This window comes from Bombella sp. ESL0378 (assembly GCF_009725845.1).
Taxonomy (GTDB): Bacteria; Pseudomonadota; Alphaproteobacteria; order Acetobacterales; family Acetobacteraceae; genus Bombella; species Bombella pollinis.
Genome location: NZ_WNIF01000005.1, coordinates 1 through 18326, shown reverse-complemented (window position 1 = coordinate 18326; position 18326 = coordinate 1). Strand labels below are relative to the sequence as shown.

Annotated in this window: 11 protein-coding genes; 6 read left to right on the top strand and 5 right to left on the bottom strand. The window is 52.0% G+C overall.

Features of this window, described 5'->3' with window-relative positions; all coding sequences use genetic code 11:
• Window positions 1–11: 11 nt before the first annotated feature.
• Both GM556_RS01710 and GM556_RS01705 read left to right on the top strand, forming a co-directional pair.
• Window positions 12–1682, top strand: a complete 1671-nt coding sequence (locus tag GM556_RS01710; protein WP_155579090.1) for an NAD-dependent malic enzyme — start codon at window positions 12–14, stop codon at window positions 1680–1682.
• A gap of 39 nt (window positions 1683–1721) precedes the next feature.
• Window positions 1722–3128: a lyase family protein gene (locus GM556_RS01705; RefSeq protein WP_155572817.1), complete on the top strand. Its 1407-nt coding sequence runs from the start codon at window positions 1722–1724 to the stop codon at window positions 3126–3128.
• Window positions 3129–3254: 126 nt separating this feature from the next.
• On the opposite strand, the gene GM556_RS01700 is transcribed toward GM556_RS01705, so the two are convergent.
• From GM556_RS01700 to GM556_RS01685, 4 genes are all read right to left on the bottom strand, one after another.
• On the bottom strand, window positions 3255–8204 hold the full coding sequence (locus GM556_RS01700; RefSeq protein ID WP_155579089.1) for an autotransporter outer membrane beta-barrel domain-containing protein: 4950 nt from the start codon (window positions 8202–8204) through the stop codon (window positions 3255–3257).
• A gap of 127 nt (window positions 8205–8331) precedes the next feature.
• Entirely contained in the window at window positions 8332–9774 is a 1443-nt protein-coding gene (purF, locus tag GM556_RS01695) for an amidophosphoribosyltransferase (protein WP_155579088.1), read from the bottom strand.
• 71 nt (window positions 9775–9845) lie between these two features.
• Window positions 9846–10400, bottom strand: a complete 555-nt coding sequence (locus GM556_RS01690; protein ID WP_155572814.1) for a CvpA family protein — start codon at window positions 10398–10400, stop codon at window positions 9846–9848.
• A gap of 33 nt (window positions 10401–10433) precedes the next feature.
• Window positions 10434–10742 (bottom strand): hypothetical protein, encoded by a 309-nt coding sequence (locus tag GM556_RS01685; RefSeq protein ID WP_155572813.1) that lies wholly within the window; start codon window positions 10740–10742, stop codon window positions 10434–10436.
• A 271-nt stretch (window positions 10743–11013) separates the two neighbouring features.
• Here GM556_RS01685 and GM556_RS01680 point away from each other — a divergent pair, with 271 nt between their 5' ends.
• The 3 genes from GM556_RS01680 to GM556_RS01670 all read left to right on the top strand — a co-directional run bounded on the left by GM556_RS01680 (window position 11014) and on the right by GM556_RS01670 (window position 15416).
• Complete coding sequence (locus GM556_RS01680; RefSeq protein ID WP_155579087.1) at window positions 11014–12669, top strand: Hint domain-containing protein; 1656 nt, start codon at window positions 11014–11016, stop codon at window positions 12667–12669.
• Window positions 12670–12816: 147 nt separating this feature from the next.
• The gene (locus GM556_RS01675; RefSeq protein ID WP_155579086.1) at window positions 12817–13518 is read left to right on the top strand and encodes a hypothetical protein; all 702 of its coding nucleotides are present in this window, start codon (window positions 12817–12819) and stop codon (window positions 13516–13518) included.
• Window positions 13518–15416, top strand: coding sequence for a ShlB/FhaC/HecB family hemolysin secretion/activation protein (locus GM556_RS01670; RefSeq protein WP_155579085.1), 1899 nt, complete (start codon window positions 13518–13520; stop codon window positions 15414–15416). Before GM556_RS01675 ends, GM556_RS01670 begins: the two co-directional genes overlap by 1 nt.
• Here GM556_RS01670 and hemA read toward each other — a convergent pair.
• A complete protein-coding gene (hemA, locus tag GM556_RS01665; protein ID WP_099026246.1) occupies window positions 15413–16621 on the bottom strand; it encodes a 5-aminolevulinate synthase in 1209 nt (402 codons plus the stop codon). The two genes, GM556_RS01670 and hemA, sit on opposite strands and share 4 nt — an antisense overlap.
• Before the next feature lie 202 nt (window positions 16622–16823).
• On the opposite strand from hemA, the gene GM556_RS01660 reads away from it, so the two are divergent.
• A complete protein-coding gene (locus tag GM556_RS01660) occupies window positions 16824–18080 on the top strand; it encodes an MFS transporter (protein WP_155572809.1) in 1257 nt (418 codons plus the stop codon).
• Window positions 18081–18326: the final 246 nt, after the last annotated feature.

Below are 18326 nucleotides of genomic sequence, written 5' to 3'. Positions count from 1 at the left end.
GGTTCCTGCCCATGGCTGCCCCGCTCTCCCCTCGCACTATCACCCAACACGGGATGGCCTTATTAGACACGCCTTTACTGAATAAAGGCACAGCCTTCCCCATGGATGAGCGTACAGCTTTTGGGCTTCACGGGCTTCTTCCCCCCGGCATTCATACGCTGGAGGAACAGCTAGAGCGCGCTTATGATTACGTTACAGCCACGCCCGATAGTCTCAATCGCTATGTGCGCTTACGGACAATCCAAGATAATAACGAGACGCTCTTCCACGCCTTACTCCAAAAATATCTCACCGAGCTTATGCCCATCGTCTATACACCCGGCGTTGGGGAGGCGTGTCAGGAGTTCTCCAAAATATGGCAACGCTCACGCGGGTTATTTCTCTCCGCTGCGGACCGTGGACAAATCGCCGATCGCCTCGCAGCCATTCCACAGAATGACGTTCGCCTTATCATCGTAACCGATGGTGAACGCATTTTAGGCTTGGGCGATCTCGGTGCAAATGGGATGGGCATCCCCATTGGTAAGCTCGCCCTCTATACAGCCTGTGCAGGCTTAAACCCGGCCTTTCTCCTCCCTGTCACCTTAGATGTGGGGACAGAGAACATGACACTGCGTAACGACCCTGCCTATATCGGCAATCGTACGCCTCGCCTCCGTGGCCAAGATTATGCCGAGTTTGTGGAGGAGTTTGTCACCGCTATACAGCAACGCTGGCCGGGCATCATCCTCCATTGGGAGGATTTTGCAGGGCGTAATGCCGCCCCTCTCCTTAAACGCTATCGGGACCGCCTACCTAGCTTTAATGACGATATTCAAGGCACGGCCGCCATTGCCGTAGCGGCTATCCTCAGCGGCGTGCAAGCTAATGGGGAACGCCTAAGCCAACAACGCATCGCCATCGCTGGGGGTGGCTCGGCAGGGATTGGCATTGCCGAGCTGCTCCTCACCGCCTTAGAAGCAGAAGGCCTCAGCCGCGAGGACGCCCTAAAACACTTCTATATCGTGGATCGTAACGGCTTACTCACCCACGATATGGCTAATCTTAGCGAGGGGCAGACCCTTTTTGCCCGTCAGGATGAAACCGCTCAAAATGGACAGGGCCGCCCACTAGGGGAGGTTATCAGCAAATCTGCCCCTACGATTCTGATTGGTGTATCTGGCCAAGCCGGTCTCTTTACGGAAGGGATGATTCGCGAGATGGCCACTCATTGCACCCGTCCGCTCATCTTCCCCCTCTCCAACCCGACAAGCTGTGTGGAAGCCACACCGCAGGACATCCTCACCTGGACGGCAGGGCAAGCGTGGGTCAGCACAGGTGGGCCTTTTGCCCCAGTAGAGCTGGATGGCCGGAACGTCGTGATCGACCAAACCAATAATGCGTATATCTTCCCCGGTTTGGGGCTTGGAGCTTTGGCCTGCAAAGCCAAAACGGTAAGTGAAGGGATGATCATGGCCGCCGCGCAAGCCGTTGCCGCCCTCTCCCCATTGAAGAATGGGGGGACGAATCTCCTTCCACCCCTCGAATCCATTCGCACAACTGCTCTTAAAGTTGCATATGCCGTAGCCCAACAAGCGCAGGCTGAACAACTCTGCCCGGCTTTTGATGATACCGCCCTGCAAGGGGCCATCGCCGCCCTTAGCTGGCAGCCGCGCTACCGCCCCTATCGTCCGGCCTCATAAACGAGGCCCGTCCTTCCCATCCCTTGCTAGAGAGTTCCCATGGCACACCGTATAGAAACCGATGGCCTCGGCCAGATAGAAGTCCCCCAAACAGCCCTATGGGGGGCGCAAACACAACGGTCTCTACGGTATTTTAGCATTGGGAAGGACCTCATGCCGCGCGAGATGATTGAGGCCTATGCCATCCTCAAGCGCGCTTGTGCCATCGCCAATGCGGCGAGTGAGCGGTTAGCAGGCGATAAGGCGGACCTCATCATCCGTATTTGTGATGAAATTATGAGCGGGATGCACGACCGTCACTTCCCGCTGCATGTCTGGATGACAGGCTCTGGCACGCAATTCAACATGAATGTTAATGAGGTCATCGCCAATCGTGCAAGCCAAATGACAGGGCAACCTTTAGGGAGCAAAAAACCGCTGCACCCTAATGACCATGTCAATATGGCGCAATCGACAAACGATACCTTCCCCGCTGCTATGTATATTGCCAGCGCACTCACCACCCATCGCCGCCTCCTCCCCGCTTTGGAGCGATTACACGGGGCGATTGCTCATAAGGCAGCGCAATGGAAGCATATCGTCAAAGTCGGCCGTACCCATCTTCAAGATGCTGTCCCCATCACATTAGGGCAGGAATGGGAAGGCTATGCGGGTATGCTGGCCGAAAACATCCAACGTATTGAAGCCGCACGCGATGGCCTTCTCCCACTCGCCTTAGGCGGGACAGCCCTTGGCACAGGGGTAAATACCGACCCACAATTTGCTACACGCGCTTGTAAAGAGATTAACCGCCTCACCCAGCTCGACTTCACAAGTGGGAGCAATAAATTCGCCCTCCAAGGCGCGCATGATGCCCTTGTACATCTCTCCTCCACTTTACGGACCTTAGCGGGCAGCCTCTTTAAAATTGCTAATGACATCCGTTTGCTCGCCTGCGGCCCTCGCGCCGGATTGGGAGAGCTAAACCTCCCGATTAATGAGCCCGGCTCCTCCATCATGCCGGGTAAAATCAACCCCACTCAAGCCGAGGCCCTCACTATGCTCTGCCTCCAAGTGATGGGTAATGATACAGTTGTCGGGATGGGCGGGGCCAGTGGTATGCTGGATATGAACGTCTATAAACCGGTGATGATCCATAACATCATGCAAAGCCTCACCCTGCTCCATGATGGTATGGAAAACTTCCGCCGCTTCCTCATTGAGGGCACAACTGCCAATGAGGAGCATATCCGCCAACAATTAGACCATTCCTTAGTCTTGGTCACAGCCCTCTCCCCCAGCATTGGGTATGACAAAGCCTCTCAGGTAGCGCATCATGCCATGAAGCATGGACTCAGCCCCCGCCAAAGCGCGCTAGATCTCGGTTTTATGAGCGGAGAGGACTATGACCGCGTGGCGGACCCTGCCCTCATGCTCAAACCGAATATTACTCCGCCAAAAGGGTAAAACCCTACGCTACAACCCTACATTGCGTGATACAAAAAGGGCCTGACGAAGCAACTAGTCAGGCCCTTTTTTCTGCCCTCATTCATAAGAAAGGGCCGTCCCGAAAGAACGGCCCTCATAATAGGATCAGAACTTATAGCGGAAGCTCCCAGACCCGCCGGAGCTTGTCTGACGTCCACCATATTGGCCGATATAGTCGAGATTCACATCAATACGATCTGTCAGATGTGCCGCAAAGCCCGTATTAATCTGCGCTGTGTTGGTAGAAAGCGGTGTCCCCTGCACAGCCATGCCATAACCATCGCCTAAGCTGGTAAAGCCTTCCCTCACCATAGCATTCGTCCGACCAAAGGCCCGGCGATATCCAGCCTCTAAATGTGGGGAGAAGATAAGCTTCCCAATACCCACATTAGTGGCCAATTTCACCCCAACGGTGGAGAAACCAATAGAGCTATTTTGCCCCTTCACACGCAAGGATGCATCAGCCCCATGCTCACGATAGCCATCCTGACCATAATTTACATAGGTCATCCGCGCAAAAGGCTCGACCTCAAGCGGAGATTGGCTCCCGCTGGAGAAGACCATACGATACCCCGACTCAACAAATGCCTGTCCTGTGCCTGTGCGGTTATCAGAGGATAGACGACCAGAATAATCGCCATAGCTGAGCCTACGATTTGTATGCAGCATATTCCAAGAGTAACTCACCCCTGTTTTAAAGGTGACGGCTGCATTATCAATCAGCCCCCCAACATGCCACGCATTACCCGCATAAGCCCCAATCGTTGCCGAATTGGAATGAGAAGAAGATGCACGGCCAGATTGCACGCTAAACCAATCGCGCCCGTAGGCCAGAAGCCCACCAACACGCCAGCCGCCTTTTAGGCCCGTATCCGCACCCATAATCCAACCCACGCTGGATTGCCCCATATGAGCCGCTCCCGCACTACTGCCAGACTGGCCACCTCGCTGCCCATATACCGTCCCCCAGACAGAGACATGATGAGCAGGGTCCACATCGCAATAGCCGCTCGTCTGCTGCTTACCATCATGAGCATGAGCCCGCAACGCATCGCCTGCGCAATCCAGACGGTCCACCACAACTTCCTGAACATAGAAGCTATCATTAACCATTGCCGTCTTGGCACTGCCATGAATCTCACCAGAAAGCGCATTATACGCCCCGCGTACTTGGGCCCCTGTCTGCATAGCAGGCCCCAGCAATGCCGTCATAAAAGCAGGGCCTGCACCCGCTTCCGCTGCGCGGTCCAAGGCGGTCGCTACTTGATGCTCATTATGAGTTTGCGCATACGATTCAAAAGGAACAACACGCGTATAACTCATCAACCAACTACGATTATCCGGGGCCTCAAACACGCTCCCCTTTAAAAAGGCCGTATTGAGAGCTTTTGGCGTTTTTGCCAATGTCCCTGTGGCTTCGGCTTGGTCAGCTAAGCGCAAAACTGTCGTCTGATATTGCTTGCCCAATGCTACTTCAGAGAAGTTATGAACCGTTACGCCCACCTGCGCTCCATTAAGCTGATTATTCTTCCCCGTTAGAGTTAAGGGGGTGATAACACCTTTTGCGCCTTCTAACGTAACACCAAGATAAGCATTAGGATCCAGCTTCACGTTGCTGATCGTCCCACTCCCAGAAACAATCGCCCCCTTATCAACATTAAGCGTACCGCCGAGTGTAGTATTGACCTCCAACTCGCCCTGCTTAACATTTGTTGTCCCGGTAAATTGACTATCATCAGCCGTTTTTAAGAGCGTTACAGCCCCGTTCCCCGTCTTATTAAACAAGCCAGAGCCGGTTAGATTGTTCGCCAGGTCACCTCGGCCATCCTCACGAACCGTTAAAGAGCCTACTGGCTTATTAGCCCCGGTATCAGCCCCAGCGATATTAACAGTCCCCTTTCCTAAAGACTGGGGCCCTACGGTTGCAGAAGCACCAGAGCCAATCTCCGTTCCGCCAGCATAATCGCTGGTCCCCATAAGGGTATTATTCTGCCCATTAATAACAAGCTTACCCTGACCAGAAAGACTACCGTTATAAGCACTCCCATTACCGGATAGAATTAAACTAGCATCCTTACCCAAATAGCCCGGCCCCTCACCTTGGAGCTGACCAATTGTTGCGGTGCCCTTATCCCCAACGGTAAAGCGATTGCCAGTATCCTGCCCGCCATCAACCTGCAACGGACCACCAATAGAGGCATTGCCAGAGAGATTTAATACGCCAGCTTTCTGCTCAACTTTCCCCGTTACGCTAGCATTATCAATGTTCAACGTACCTGTATTATAAGCGGAGCTACTCTGCCCCCCTCCCTTTAAGGTCGCGGTGCCACCACTATTAGAAAGACCATCTGTCTTACCGGTAATAACCGCCGTCCCATTATTGACGACATACCCTACTGTTCCCTCATTCTCCAACGTCGCTCCTGAAGCAACTGCAACATGGCTTTTGTCGGATAAGGAAGCTCCTGATGCCACATGCAGCGTCCCCCCAACCACACTGGTCGGGCCGGTGTAGCTATTCTGCGCCTGTAGGTTCAGCGTACCATCACCTGTCTTCTGCACACTTGTAGGCGCGTTGCCATTATCAACAATCGTAGAGGCAATCGTACCGCTTTGCTGTGAGGCAGTATTTATAGCAAGGGTATTCTGTCCATTATTCCCCGGAGCGGCCGCCAGAGGTCCACCTTGTATGGTGTACCCACTCTTTTCGAAGTCAATATTAGACGTCACCCTTGGTAGGTTATCACGTGTAATCGTAATCGTCCCCCCCGGCCCGGTGAAGATAGGGGCGGTCTCTAACCTAAAGGGGGTACCATCCGTTACACCTTTTTCCGTCCAATTCGCATCCCCCCATTCCCAAGAAGGCGGCCTTTCCCAGTGCGGGCTAGAAATCACAGCGTCGATCTTTTTCGCCGAATCATCGTACACATAGCGGAACTCTTGGCCTGCGCTTGTAGCAAGCACACTTGGCCGCTCACCTTGCAATAGGCCCGTGTAGTCAATCAAATGATACAGGCCGACATCTACCGCCCCATTCTCACCTTTATTCTGCCCCGCAATCCCCGCTATCTGAATCGTACTACCAAGGTTTACATTACCCGCTACAAAGATATGAGAGTTATAGGCATCCCCAAAATTCCCCTTATCTGTCGTCGTACCTTCATAAAAGGTTGTTGTGCTACCCTTTTCGAGATTTAGGTCACCATATAGCTTCAGCAGCCCCGCTGCTCCACTATTTCCGATATTCAAAGTGCCACCCTTAGCGAGGGTCAAGGAGCCCTTCCGCTCTTGACTGAATGTAGCCCCCTGATTCTCAGCCGTAAGGCCAGCCGGATCCATCCCTGTAACATTGAGCGTCCCGCCATCACCAATAGCGACATTCCCTGCACCATTAGCCCCCCCTAAAACAATGAAGGAGTTGTTAAGATTAAGCCGACCACCTTTATCAACATCAATCTCGCCTGATCCTTGACCACCATCAACCGGGCCAATCCATAACGCTCCCTGCTTGACGGTCAGCGTACTCTGCGCGCCTCTCCCTTCAGTACGGTTAATCTTACGAGACGAATCATAGCCAACAGCATCCCCGGTTATATGAAGCGTACCATGAGCTTCTCCTTCCTCTGGATACGGATTACTCTGGCCATTTGCTGTACGCTGGTCAGGACCATTACCAGCACTATTGCCTAAATAAATACCTCCATTAACCCCACCGCCAGTGACTGTAAGAGAAGCACCATTAGCAAGCCATACCTCCCCAACTGAGGCCCCATAATCAACATGCCAGTCAGAAGCATTGCTAATATCACCCCTCTTCACACCATATTGCTGCCCTACAACAAGCTGAGCAACCCTAACATTAGCCCTGGCATCACTAATCACAAGGTCCGCATTAACGGACTTAACATTCCGAGACTCCTCTGCGGTCTGCGTTCTATAAACAAAACCATCACGCCCACCAGCAACAAGCAACTCACCAACATTAATAATAGATGGACCATGAATTAATACATGCCCCGAATCTCGTGTAACGGTCTTCTTATCTCCAAAATCCCCTGCTGCAGAAATCTCCATCGTCCCAATGTTAGTTACTGTCGCCTTATTTAATTCCGTAAAAACAGAGCCAAGCAGCAACTGACTCGTCCAAAAAGGGGCTCCTTGAGAAAGGCTACCCGACTGATTCATGTTCGGTTCGTTCTTCATGAGGAGCGACACTGAACCCGCATCCCCCAGGCCACCGCCGGAGCCAAGAATTGTTCCAGAAAAATAGCTACCCGAAGCGGATTTATCTGAATCAAATATTTTTAATACAGAGCCTTTAGATGTATTAGGCTCTACCTTAGATGAGGTTTGAAGGACATTTGAAATAGAAATAGTACCTTCACCATGAATACTCTTTAAAACATTATATATATTGTCATGTGTATTATAGATACTTAGCGTACTATTGTTCTTACTAAGATTCATATCAATTTTTGGTTGTACAGTGCCATCAGCACCCTCTATGAGGGAAGCGGGAGTACGACCATTTTGAACATTTTGATTTATTAGAGTACTATTATCGGTTGCTAATGTCCCCCCATTCTCAATCTTTATGAACGTTAATGTCTTTGCTGAGAAGTCTGTACCGGTTGCACCAACCTGAATAACCCCCCCTTGACTCCGCGAGCCTTCTATAAATAACGACTGCGCCGTCACATCAGCAAAGCTGGAATCAGCCTTAGTCGAAAGCAAACCAGCTTGCGTTAATTTGTTATAATCGCTTTCTGTAAGGCCAGCATAATTATTGCCCATTCCGCCAAATACATATGTTCTCGAGCTATCCTCCGGAATCTTCAAAGTAACGTCTTGGCCATCAACTTGGCTGACAAGACTCACCGGCGCCGCATCATCAGCGCGTACAACGCCCGCTGACGCTATCATAAAAGCTAGCGCGCTAACGGACACACTAGCAGAAACGCGGCGACTACGCCCCGTCAACAAACTTCTTACGTAAGCAGCAACACCAGAACCACTATGCCCATGTCGACTAACGGAAGGAGTCTGACCAATCATAACATACACCCCAGAAGTATCGTCCTGGAGTGAACTTATGACAAATTAGTAAACAACGCTACCAATTATTAATTTTTTTATTGATTTTAACTTGCCAGACTACACTCCACACGCGGCTTCCCATCACTTACCATTGGACGAGCTTACCCTCCTTATCCACTAAACTAATGGGATAATCACCGGAGAAACACGCATCACAATTCGTATGGTTAGCCACAGGGCGGCCTTGGTGACCAAGGGCACGGTACAAACCATCAAAGCTAATAAAAGCAAGACTGTCAGCATTAATCGCCTCACGCATTTCCTCTAGTGAATGTCGCGCCGCTAACAGATGTTTCTCCGAAGGGGTATCAATCCCATAAAAGCACGGATGCTTTGTTGGCGGAGAGGTAATGCGCATATGCACCTCCTTCGCCCCAGCAGCGCGCACCATATCGACAATCTTACGTGAGGTTGTTCCCCGTACGATCGAATCATCCACCAAAATAACGCGCCGTCCTTCCAGTACGGCTTTATTAGCGGAATGCTTCATCTTCACACCGAGATTACGTATTTGATCTGTCGGCTGAATAAAGGTGCGCCCCACATAATGATTCCGCACAATACCCATCTCGTAAGGTAGGCCACTTTCATGTGCATAACCAATGGCCGATGGCACGCCAGAATCCGGCACAGGCACGACAATATCCGCTTCTACACCACTCTCCCGCGCTAACTCTCCCCCAATGCGCGTCCGCACTTCATAGACGGACTGACCCTCCAACACAGAATCAGGGCGGGCAAAATAAATATACTCAAAAATACAAAAACGCCGCCCGACATCCCCAAAGGGCCAAAGTGATGTAACACCATCCCCATTGATAACAACAATCTCACCCGGTTCAATATCGCGAACATAATCCGCACCGATAATATCCAGCGCACATGTCTCGCTGGCCAATATCCATCCACCAGCCTTCTTCTCATAACCAGGCATCCGCCCTAACACTAAAGGCCGCACGCCGAGTGGGTCGCGCATCCCCATCATGCCGTTATCAGGTGTTAAGGTAATAAGAGAATAGGCCCCTTTAATCTGCTTCGCAGCATCCATCAGACGGTCAATAGCCGTATCATAAAGAGAAATCGCGATAAGATGGACAATAACCTCTGTATCCATCGTAGAATGGAAGATACAGCCACGCTTTACCAAGGCTTGGCGCAAGGTCGCAGCGTTAGTCAAATTGCCATTATGAGCAACAGCCAACCCCCCAAAGGCATAATCCGCATAAATGGGCTGAACATTACGTACATGCGTCCCGCCCGTTGTGCCGTAGCGGTTATGGCCAATCGCTGCTTCGCCGGGCAAGCCCTCTATAACCGTTTGGCTACCAAACACATCACCCACTAACCCAAGGGCTTTATGTTGATGAAAGGACTCGCCATCAAAACTGACGATGCCCGCCGCCTCCTGACCACGATGTTGCAGAGCATGCAGGCCTAGGGCTGTAAGAGCGGCTGCATTCGGCACACCCCACACACCAAAAACACCACATTCCTCATAAGGACGACTGGACGATTCAGGAAAAGACATAGACAGAGCAAACCTGACGAGCGAATCCCGCTCTTACTGAGTGACACAGCAGCGCATGAAACGCTGCCCCTTCAATGGCTATTTGGAGCCATAATGGCAAGATGTTCCGACCAGGAAAGCGGTACATAACCCTGCAAAAAAGCAACGCCTTGCACAATATAAGGGGAGAGGGTGCTCCCTTTCATCGCAGTTTCCAGCCAATCTTGGGCAAGATACCCTCCTGCGCAAAAAAGCAACACTAAAACCACATAACCACGCACCACACCAAAGCCTGCCCCTAAAAGAGCATCCAGCGGACCAGAGAGAACAACCCGAAGCGCGCGCGCTAACTGCCCCATTACAAAGTTAAGCACAATCAACACCAATACAAAAAGGACTAACCGCCCACCCCAATAAAGCAACGGCGTCCCTTGAAGGGAGGGCACAACCAACGGACCAAGCTTTGCCAAAACAGCACCGCCTGCCCGCATGACAACCCACACACTCCCGACCCAGACCAACAAAGCCCCGCTCTCGCGAGAGACGCCTCGCATCAATCCCCATAATGCCGAAAGCCCAATGAGACTGAGAATCCCCCAATCCATTGGTCCTAGATGCTCTAAAAACGTCCCATGCAGGCCTGCCATAACGACTCTAAAGCCCTCCGCCTCTCACTATAATTAGGGCAATTTGGTAGAACGATACCGCCCACCCTTACGCGCTCTTATGCCACGCTCTAACAAATCTGCCGAGAGGTCGAGCCGCTCTTTTAGTTCCTGCCATATAGCGGCCTCATCAATCCCATGCTGTCGCCATATTTTTTGAAGCTCCTGCAAAAAGAACGCACTATCACTTACCAGAGCCTTTGGATCGCCATAGAGATAATCCAACAAGCAATCAGTCGCCTGCTCTGCAAAGAGCTTGCACTCTTGGCCCGCCTCCAGCTCCACGCGCTCTTTGGTAAGTGTGTCTTTTATGGATTTTTTCATCACGTCATTACTATAGCGATTCCACTACCTTATGCGAAAGAAAAGAAAGCACACGAGGGCGTTACCGCTCCTCCAACAATCAAAAACTCAATCAATCATAAATATTTTTTAAAGATTCGCTTAATAAACATATTTTTTGTTCTATCACACCTTAAAAATATGACTTTCCATAAGAAAGACACCTTGCGTCAGAAATCATATGTTAATATTCTAACCAAGATGACTCAGCAGAATATTCTGCTTTAATCCTTATGATTGATGGCAAAAGCTCATGTCTCTAACTTGGGAAAACTCACAGAATTACAGTAATGATCCAAGCAGCTACTCACCCGGCTTCTGGTTCCATAGGTCATGGTTTCCCGAGGGAAGACCATTTGACCCGGATGAACAACTCTCTCCATTTGACAATTTAACACCTAATTTAACAGCCTATAAGCTTGTCGTGGACGGCAATACGACTGTTTCACCGGGCAATACAGCCCTCGCGTCTCTATATTTCGAAGAGACCCCTTCAATCGTAGCAAGAGTAACGCTAAAATATGAAGGTGCCCTTTTCCAGGGGGCTGTTGAACCTAATATCATAGCCGAGCTCCAAATTACGGGCATCTCCTTTGTAGATAGGACAACAGGCAAGCCCGTAACGGTTAGTAATGTCGCGAACCAGGCGAATACCTATTATTCCCCTGACCTATACCAACTCCAACAAAGCATTGCGAATGGCACATTAGCCAATAATTATACCTTCCTACAGCTCGCGCCTGCCGACTCTGCAATCACCGATAGCGAACGAGGCACAGTCAGAGCGGGCCTCCCGGTTGCTGTGGGCCCAAGCCCAGGTTGGCAGCTGCGCGATCCCCCCATTGTGGTTGCCTGCTTCCTCCCCGGCGCTATGATTACAACAGAGGCAGGCCCTAAGGCTGTGGAGGACCTTGCTGTTGGGGACCTTGTCCTTACAGGTCCTATCGGAGATCAGAAGTTAGAGCCTGTCACATGGGTCGGGAAAGGCCATGTATATGTCCTTCCACACCTTCCATGTGATGAAGCAGGGTACTCAATTTGCATTCGCAAGGATGCACTCGGGGAGGGCTGCCCTAATGCGGACCTTTATGTGACATCAGAACATACGCTCTATTTTGAAGGACGGCTCGTCCCGGCGCGTATGCTCGTTAATCATCGGTCCATCTATTACGATCGTGAGCAACTCTCTTATGAGTATTATCATTTTGAGACAGCCTCTCACAGCATCGTGCATGCCAATAATGTGGCCACTGAGAGCTATCTCGATACAGGCAATCGCCGCCATTTCCGGGCGGCACAGCCGCAGCAAGATGGTAATGTGCTTGCCTTCCCAACACCAAAAGAATGGGCAAAGGATGCTTACGCTCCGCTCACGGTAACAGCAGACTTCGTTCAACCGCTTTATCAACGGCTTGAGGAACGAGCTAAATCTCTTGGCTTCGCTTCCCAGCAGCCTTCTGCCACTCTTACCTACGACTCCAACATCCATCTCATCACCGATAAAGGGGAGACACTCCACCCCCTACGCCGCGTGAAGGACCGGGTCGTCTTCCATCTGCCAGAAGGGGTGAAAACATTGCGTCTTCGCTCTCGGACAAGTCGCCCTTGCGACACGCTCGGCCCGTATATTGATGACCGCCGTAATCTCGGTGTCCTCGTTGGGGAGATAGAACTCCACCAAGGCGGGCAGGTACACACCATCACCCATCATCTCACAGATCAACATACAGGATGGGATGTAAAGGAGGAGGCTCCTTGCCGCTGGACAAATGGTGATGCTCTCCTCCCCCTCCAAGGGATAGACCTTGCTCGTGAGCATACCATTTTAACCATCCAACTCCTCACAGAAGGGCCTTATCGTGAGAGCCCCGCCCACGGGGAGAACATCTTACAACAGGCTGCCTCATAACCTTGCGGGCCTCTCCTTTCCTCATAAAGGAGAGGCCCAATGGACGATAAACTGCCCAAAATCCTTTTCTCCCCGTGGAGAATCTTCTATACCTCTCCCCTATATGAATGGCGGTTATTGTCTTCTATCATGTGGGGTTCGGTTCTTATGAGTGTATCCGCCATACGCTACCAAGTGTGCTGTGCCTCAGCCATCATCCTCATAGGCAGCCTTCTCTCCCCTCATCACGCATGGGGGCAAGCTACACCCGTTGCAGGCTACTCCCCCGGCGCGCGTAGTGCCACAACCGCCAATACGATGCTTGATAGCGTTGTCGGCAATGCTCACTCTCCGCTTAAAAAACAAACCAGCATCACGGGCGACCTTTACCATATCGCTGCCGATGGCACTGTTACTGCGCCCAATGGGTTAATTGTCCCCCCCGGTGGTTGCCAAACCCCCAGTACGACCCGCCTCCCGACTGGCCAAGCGGCTAGTGCTCCAAACTCCCATTATCAATTTGGCACCGGCCGGCGTGGAAAAGGGTTTGAGACCGTAACCATCGGGGTAAGTGAACAACCTATCCTCGCAACATCCAGCCCCCACCCCCCCACAACACGTCGGGCAACACTCAATGCCTCTTTTGGTCCTACCGGCATTTATATTCTGCCAGAGCCATGCACGCGCTCCCATCCAAGCGACCGCGCCTTAACGTTAGATGCCGCCACCAGCCTTGCCAGTGCCGATGGCAACGCCTTTACTCTAGCGGGTAATCGCTCTCATGAGATCCCCGTCAATACAGCACAACGCTTACCTGATGGGGATATTGGCTTAAGCAATAATGCTCTCGCTGGCCCCACCTCTCCGTAATGCCCGCTCCTTCCACATCACAACGGGCCTTAAAAGAGTGGCGCATATGGTCATGGTCTGCTTTATTGGGCTTGCTCCTCATTCCTGCACAAGCCCTTGCCCAAGGTGTTCCCCCTGCCACCACACAAGCCGGTGTGCCCATCACCGCTTTGCCAGAACCATTTGGCCTTTTTAATCGCCATACAATCGGCGGGCCCTCTGCTAATGTCCAAGGTACAGCATCAGGCGATAACACCCCCAACACATCCCCGCCTGTAACAGAGCCCATTCCCCAAGGCCCTGCCGGACCAAACCCAACCCCCCATATGGCTAATGATGTGGCTTTGCCGCATCTCCAAGCTGTGGTCCTCCAACCTGCAGGTCAAACTGGCAGCCAACTGGACCAACAGCCCATTTCCTCAGCCGGGCTAAGGCTTAGCCACGCACCGGAGCTTTATAAAATCATCCTGCCTTATATAGGCAAACCCCTTACCTTCCAGAAAATGCACGAACTTACAGGGGCGATTGCCGTCTTTTATCGCCAACATGACCGCCCCTTTATCAGCGTAACGGTTCCGCCGCAGCGCGTGCATAATGGTGTGCTGCATATTGATATTTCCGAATACCATTTGGAGCGCATCACGGTGCATGGCAACCGCTGGACGCCTGCTTGGCAAATCCGGCAGACCAGCACACTCAGCCCCAACCAAACCATGGCCCTCACCTCCCTTCAGACGGAGCTAGACTGGCTTAACCTTAATCCTTTTCACACGGCAGACCTCATCTACCGCCCCGGTACGCACCCCGGCAGTACGGATGTGGATATTAATATCACAGACCGCTTCCCCGTTTATGCTTATGCCGCCATGAATAATCAGGCCGACCGCTCCTTAGGGCGGTTTAACTGGTACACGGGAGCCTCATGGGGAAACGCTTTTGGGCTGGGGCACATCCTGACCTATCAATTCAACCGCACTTTTATGAATCGCTTTGACAACCATACAGGCAGTTGGACCATCCCTCTTTTTGGGCATAATGCGCTCCAAATCTTTGGCAATTACGCCCTCTCTCACCCCACCAGCAACACGCGCGACCTCATCAACCGTGGCCAGAGCGGGCAAGTCTCCCTACGCTGGCTCCATATGTTCGACCATATCGCCCTAGGCCGTAATGCTGGTCTTGATGGCATGATTCAAGTTGGGTTTGATTGGAAGAATACCCATTCCGACCAATTCTACCATGCACGGACCATCACCCTCTCCGAGGCCGATACAGCGCAATTTGTGGTAGGCTATACAGGCTCCCTCCAAGACGCATGGGGGCAGACGCAAATTAATAACCAATTCTTTTACGGTCCCGGCGGCCTACTCCCCAATGATACACGCCGCGCTTATGAGGGCATCTTCCCGAAATCCAGCCCGAATTATGTTTATGACCGCCTCATGCTCACCCGCACACAAAATCTTCCTTACGGGTTTTCCTCCACCACGAAGGTAACCTTCCAACGTGCGAGCAAAAATCTACTCTATAGTGAGCAGCTCATGATTGGGGGAATGGGCAATGCACGCGGTTATTTTGCCAATACATCCTTCGGCAGTAACGGCAATGCTGTAAGCGAGGAGATATTCACCCCCGCCCTCTCTCTCCTCAAACTCGCCCATATCCCCACAGCAGGACAGCCAGATAGCAATAAGCTGGGTATCTTTTGGGATTGGGCAGATAACCGCCAAGTCCGCCATGTCGGCACAGGGCCACGCGCAGCTAGCCTCGCCAGCATTGGCGCAGACCTCACCGGTAGCCTCAATAGGCACATCAACCTTACAGTCGACGCCGGGATACGCCTGCGCCGCATCCATACAACAGAGCTCGCAAATCGCCGTGGGACGTTCTGCGACTTCCAAATTGTGGGGGGATTTTAAGCCCCTGCCCGCGGGAGGTTAAGCTCCTGCCATACATGATCCAACGCACGGACCAAAGAGTCTAAATCTGCCTCTGTATGCAGCGGCCCCGGCGTAAGGCGCAAACGCTCCGTGCCGCGCGGGACAGTCGGGTAATTAATCGGCTGAAGGTAATGACCATGCTCTTTTAAGAGCCGGTCTGTCACCTCACGGCACAAAGCCGCATCCCCCACCATCACCGGCGTAATATGCGATTGCGCGGGCATATAAGGGAGTTTCACTGCCTCTAGCTTCTTCCGCAAAGAGGCTACGGCGGCTTTCTGCCCCTTACGTTCGGCATCGCTATGGCGCAAATGCCGCACACTCGCCAGAACCCCCGCGGCAATCATCGGTGGCAAAGAGGTCGAGAAAATAAAGCCAGAACCAAAAGAGCGCACAAAGTCGCATAACGCCGCCGAGGCTGCAATATAGCCCCCCACCACGCCATAAGCCTTGCCTAATGTGCCTTCAATCACTGTCAGGCGATGCTCCAACCCACGCTCCTGCGCGACACCACCCCCTTGAGGGCCATACATCCCAACCGCATGGACCTCATCAAGATAGGTCATCGCATTATAGCGGTCAGCAATATCGCAAATCTCCTCAATCGGAGCGATATCGCCATTCATGGAATAGACTGATTCAAAAGCCACAATCTTGGGCGTCTCAAGCGGAAACTCTTTTAGCTTCGCTTCTAAATCTTGTAGGTCATTATGCTTGAAGATGCGCTTCTCCGCACGGGAGTGACGAATCCCCTCAATCATGGACGCATGGTTCAATTCGTCAGAAATCACCACACAGCCCGGTAAACGTGCCGCTAATGTTCCTAGTGTAACCCAATTTGATAAATAGCCTGAGTTAAATAATAACGCACTCTCCTTACCATGGAGAGACGCAAGCTCTCTCTCCAAACTAACATGGTAATGATTAGTGCCAGAGATATTACGCGTTCCCCCCGCGCCAGCCCCGCTTTCATCCAATGATTTATGAATCGCCGCTATAACATCAGGATGTTGCCCCATCCCCAAATAATCGTTAGAGCACCATACCGTCACATCACGCCCAACACCGTGATGAAATGCCTTGGGGAACTTACCTGCATGACGCTCTAACTCCGCAAAATAGCGGTAGCTACCATCAGCACGCAGGCCATCTAATGCGGTTTGAAATAGGGTATCGTAATTCATAAAATAGTTCTCCTTGCGGGCCTCACTTTAGGTCTCACTCCCCAGAAAGCAAGGCTTAAACACTGTTATAGGCGAAAACATGATTACAGAAGCCTTAAAAGGGGACCATAAAACTACTATTTTCCTCTCCATTCCGTTATAGCTAACTCCTCTTATGATTCCCCATCACGGGGCTTGCTGCCGGAGGGCCTCTCTTTTGCCTATGTCCGCCTCATCTCACCAAAATGAACATCCCCGTTTTGCTGCTTTACTGCCTTACTGGCAGGTCACACTGGCTGCCTTTAGCGGCTGGTTTTTGGATGCGTTTGACCAAACCGCCCTCATGTTTACCCTCCCCGATATTGCAAAGGATTTCGGCTGTTCATTGGCGATGTTAGGCAGCGTCTTTTTAGCGCAAGCTCTGGGGCGCGCTGTTGGCAACACAGGGTGGGGATGGCTCTCAGACCGCTTCGGACGCAAACCAGCCTTTACATTAGGCGTCCTTTTCTTTGCCCTGTTCGCCGCGTTAACCGGCACAACGCATCATCTCCTCAGCCTCATCATCATTCAATTCCTTTTCGGCATTGGCTTTGGGGGAGAATGGACCGCCTCCGCCACACTCTTGATGGAGAGCGTACCCGCCCCGCTCCGCCCCTTAGCCTCTGCTACAATGATGTCCGGTTATGAAATCGGCTATATGGCCGCAGCAGGGGCGCAGGCTTTAATTCTGCCACATTATAGCTGGCGGCTTATGTTCTTTATCGGCTTACTTCCGGCTTTACTCGTCATCTTTATTCGCCTTGGAGTGGCAGAAAGCCCCCTCTGGCTCGCCACGCAAGAAAAGAAGAAGCACGCAACACATACCTCCCCAACCGCCGAGAAAGGCCCCAGCCTATGGCATATCATACGTGCCTTCTGGAACGGAGCTGCTTTCCAAGCTGTAGCCTTTATGTGCTTCCTAGAGTTCCAAAAAGCAGCATTATACACATTCTACCCCACGATTTTGCGGGAGCATCACCATCTAAGCCCCCAGCTTATCTTCTGGCCCGTAGCACTTTATTGCCTCGGCTCTTTTAGTGGGAAAATCCTATGCGGGGCTTTAGCTGCACGCTTTGGGGAGGCCCGCATCATGCGCCTTGCCCTCCTAACCGTCATACTTTTAATCATCCCCTTCCTCAATGCAGGACCATGGGCCATTTTGCTTGCATCAGCCTTCCTCATCGGGGCAGCCGCATCAGGCGTTTATGCCCTTGTGCCACATTACCTCTCCCAACGCTTCCCTAATGAACGCCGCAGCGCGGGGATGGGCACAAGCTATGCTGTTGGCTCATTAGGACAAGGCTTAGCAGGTCGCATTGTACCCGCTCTTGGGCCTCTCGTGGCAGGGCTGCCCATCGCCGCAACCATATGCGTGCTCACTGGTACGATGATGAGCATCGGGGTAACGTTCTTCCGCCCGAAAGATGTGCAAAACTTCTAAGGGATTCAGCACAAAAAAGGCGGCCTTTTTGGGGCCGCCTTTTACATAAAGTCCTTATGACCTCTAAGCCTTAGAAGCTTACATTCACACTACCTGTAGCACCGCTTTCGGTAGAGTGGTTGCCATATTGGCCGATATAGGAGAGGTCCAGATTGATGCGGTTTGTAATCTGTGCCGTAATGCCTGCATCCGTCACAGCGGCATTGCTGGAGAGCAGAACACCAGCAACATCCATCGTGCTTGTTC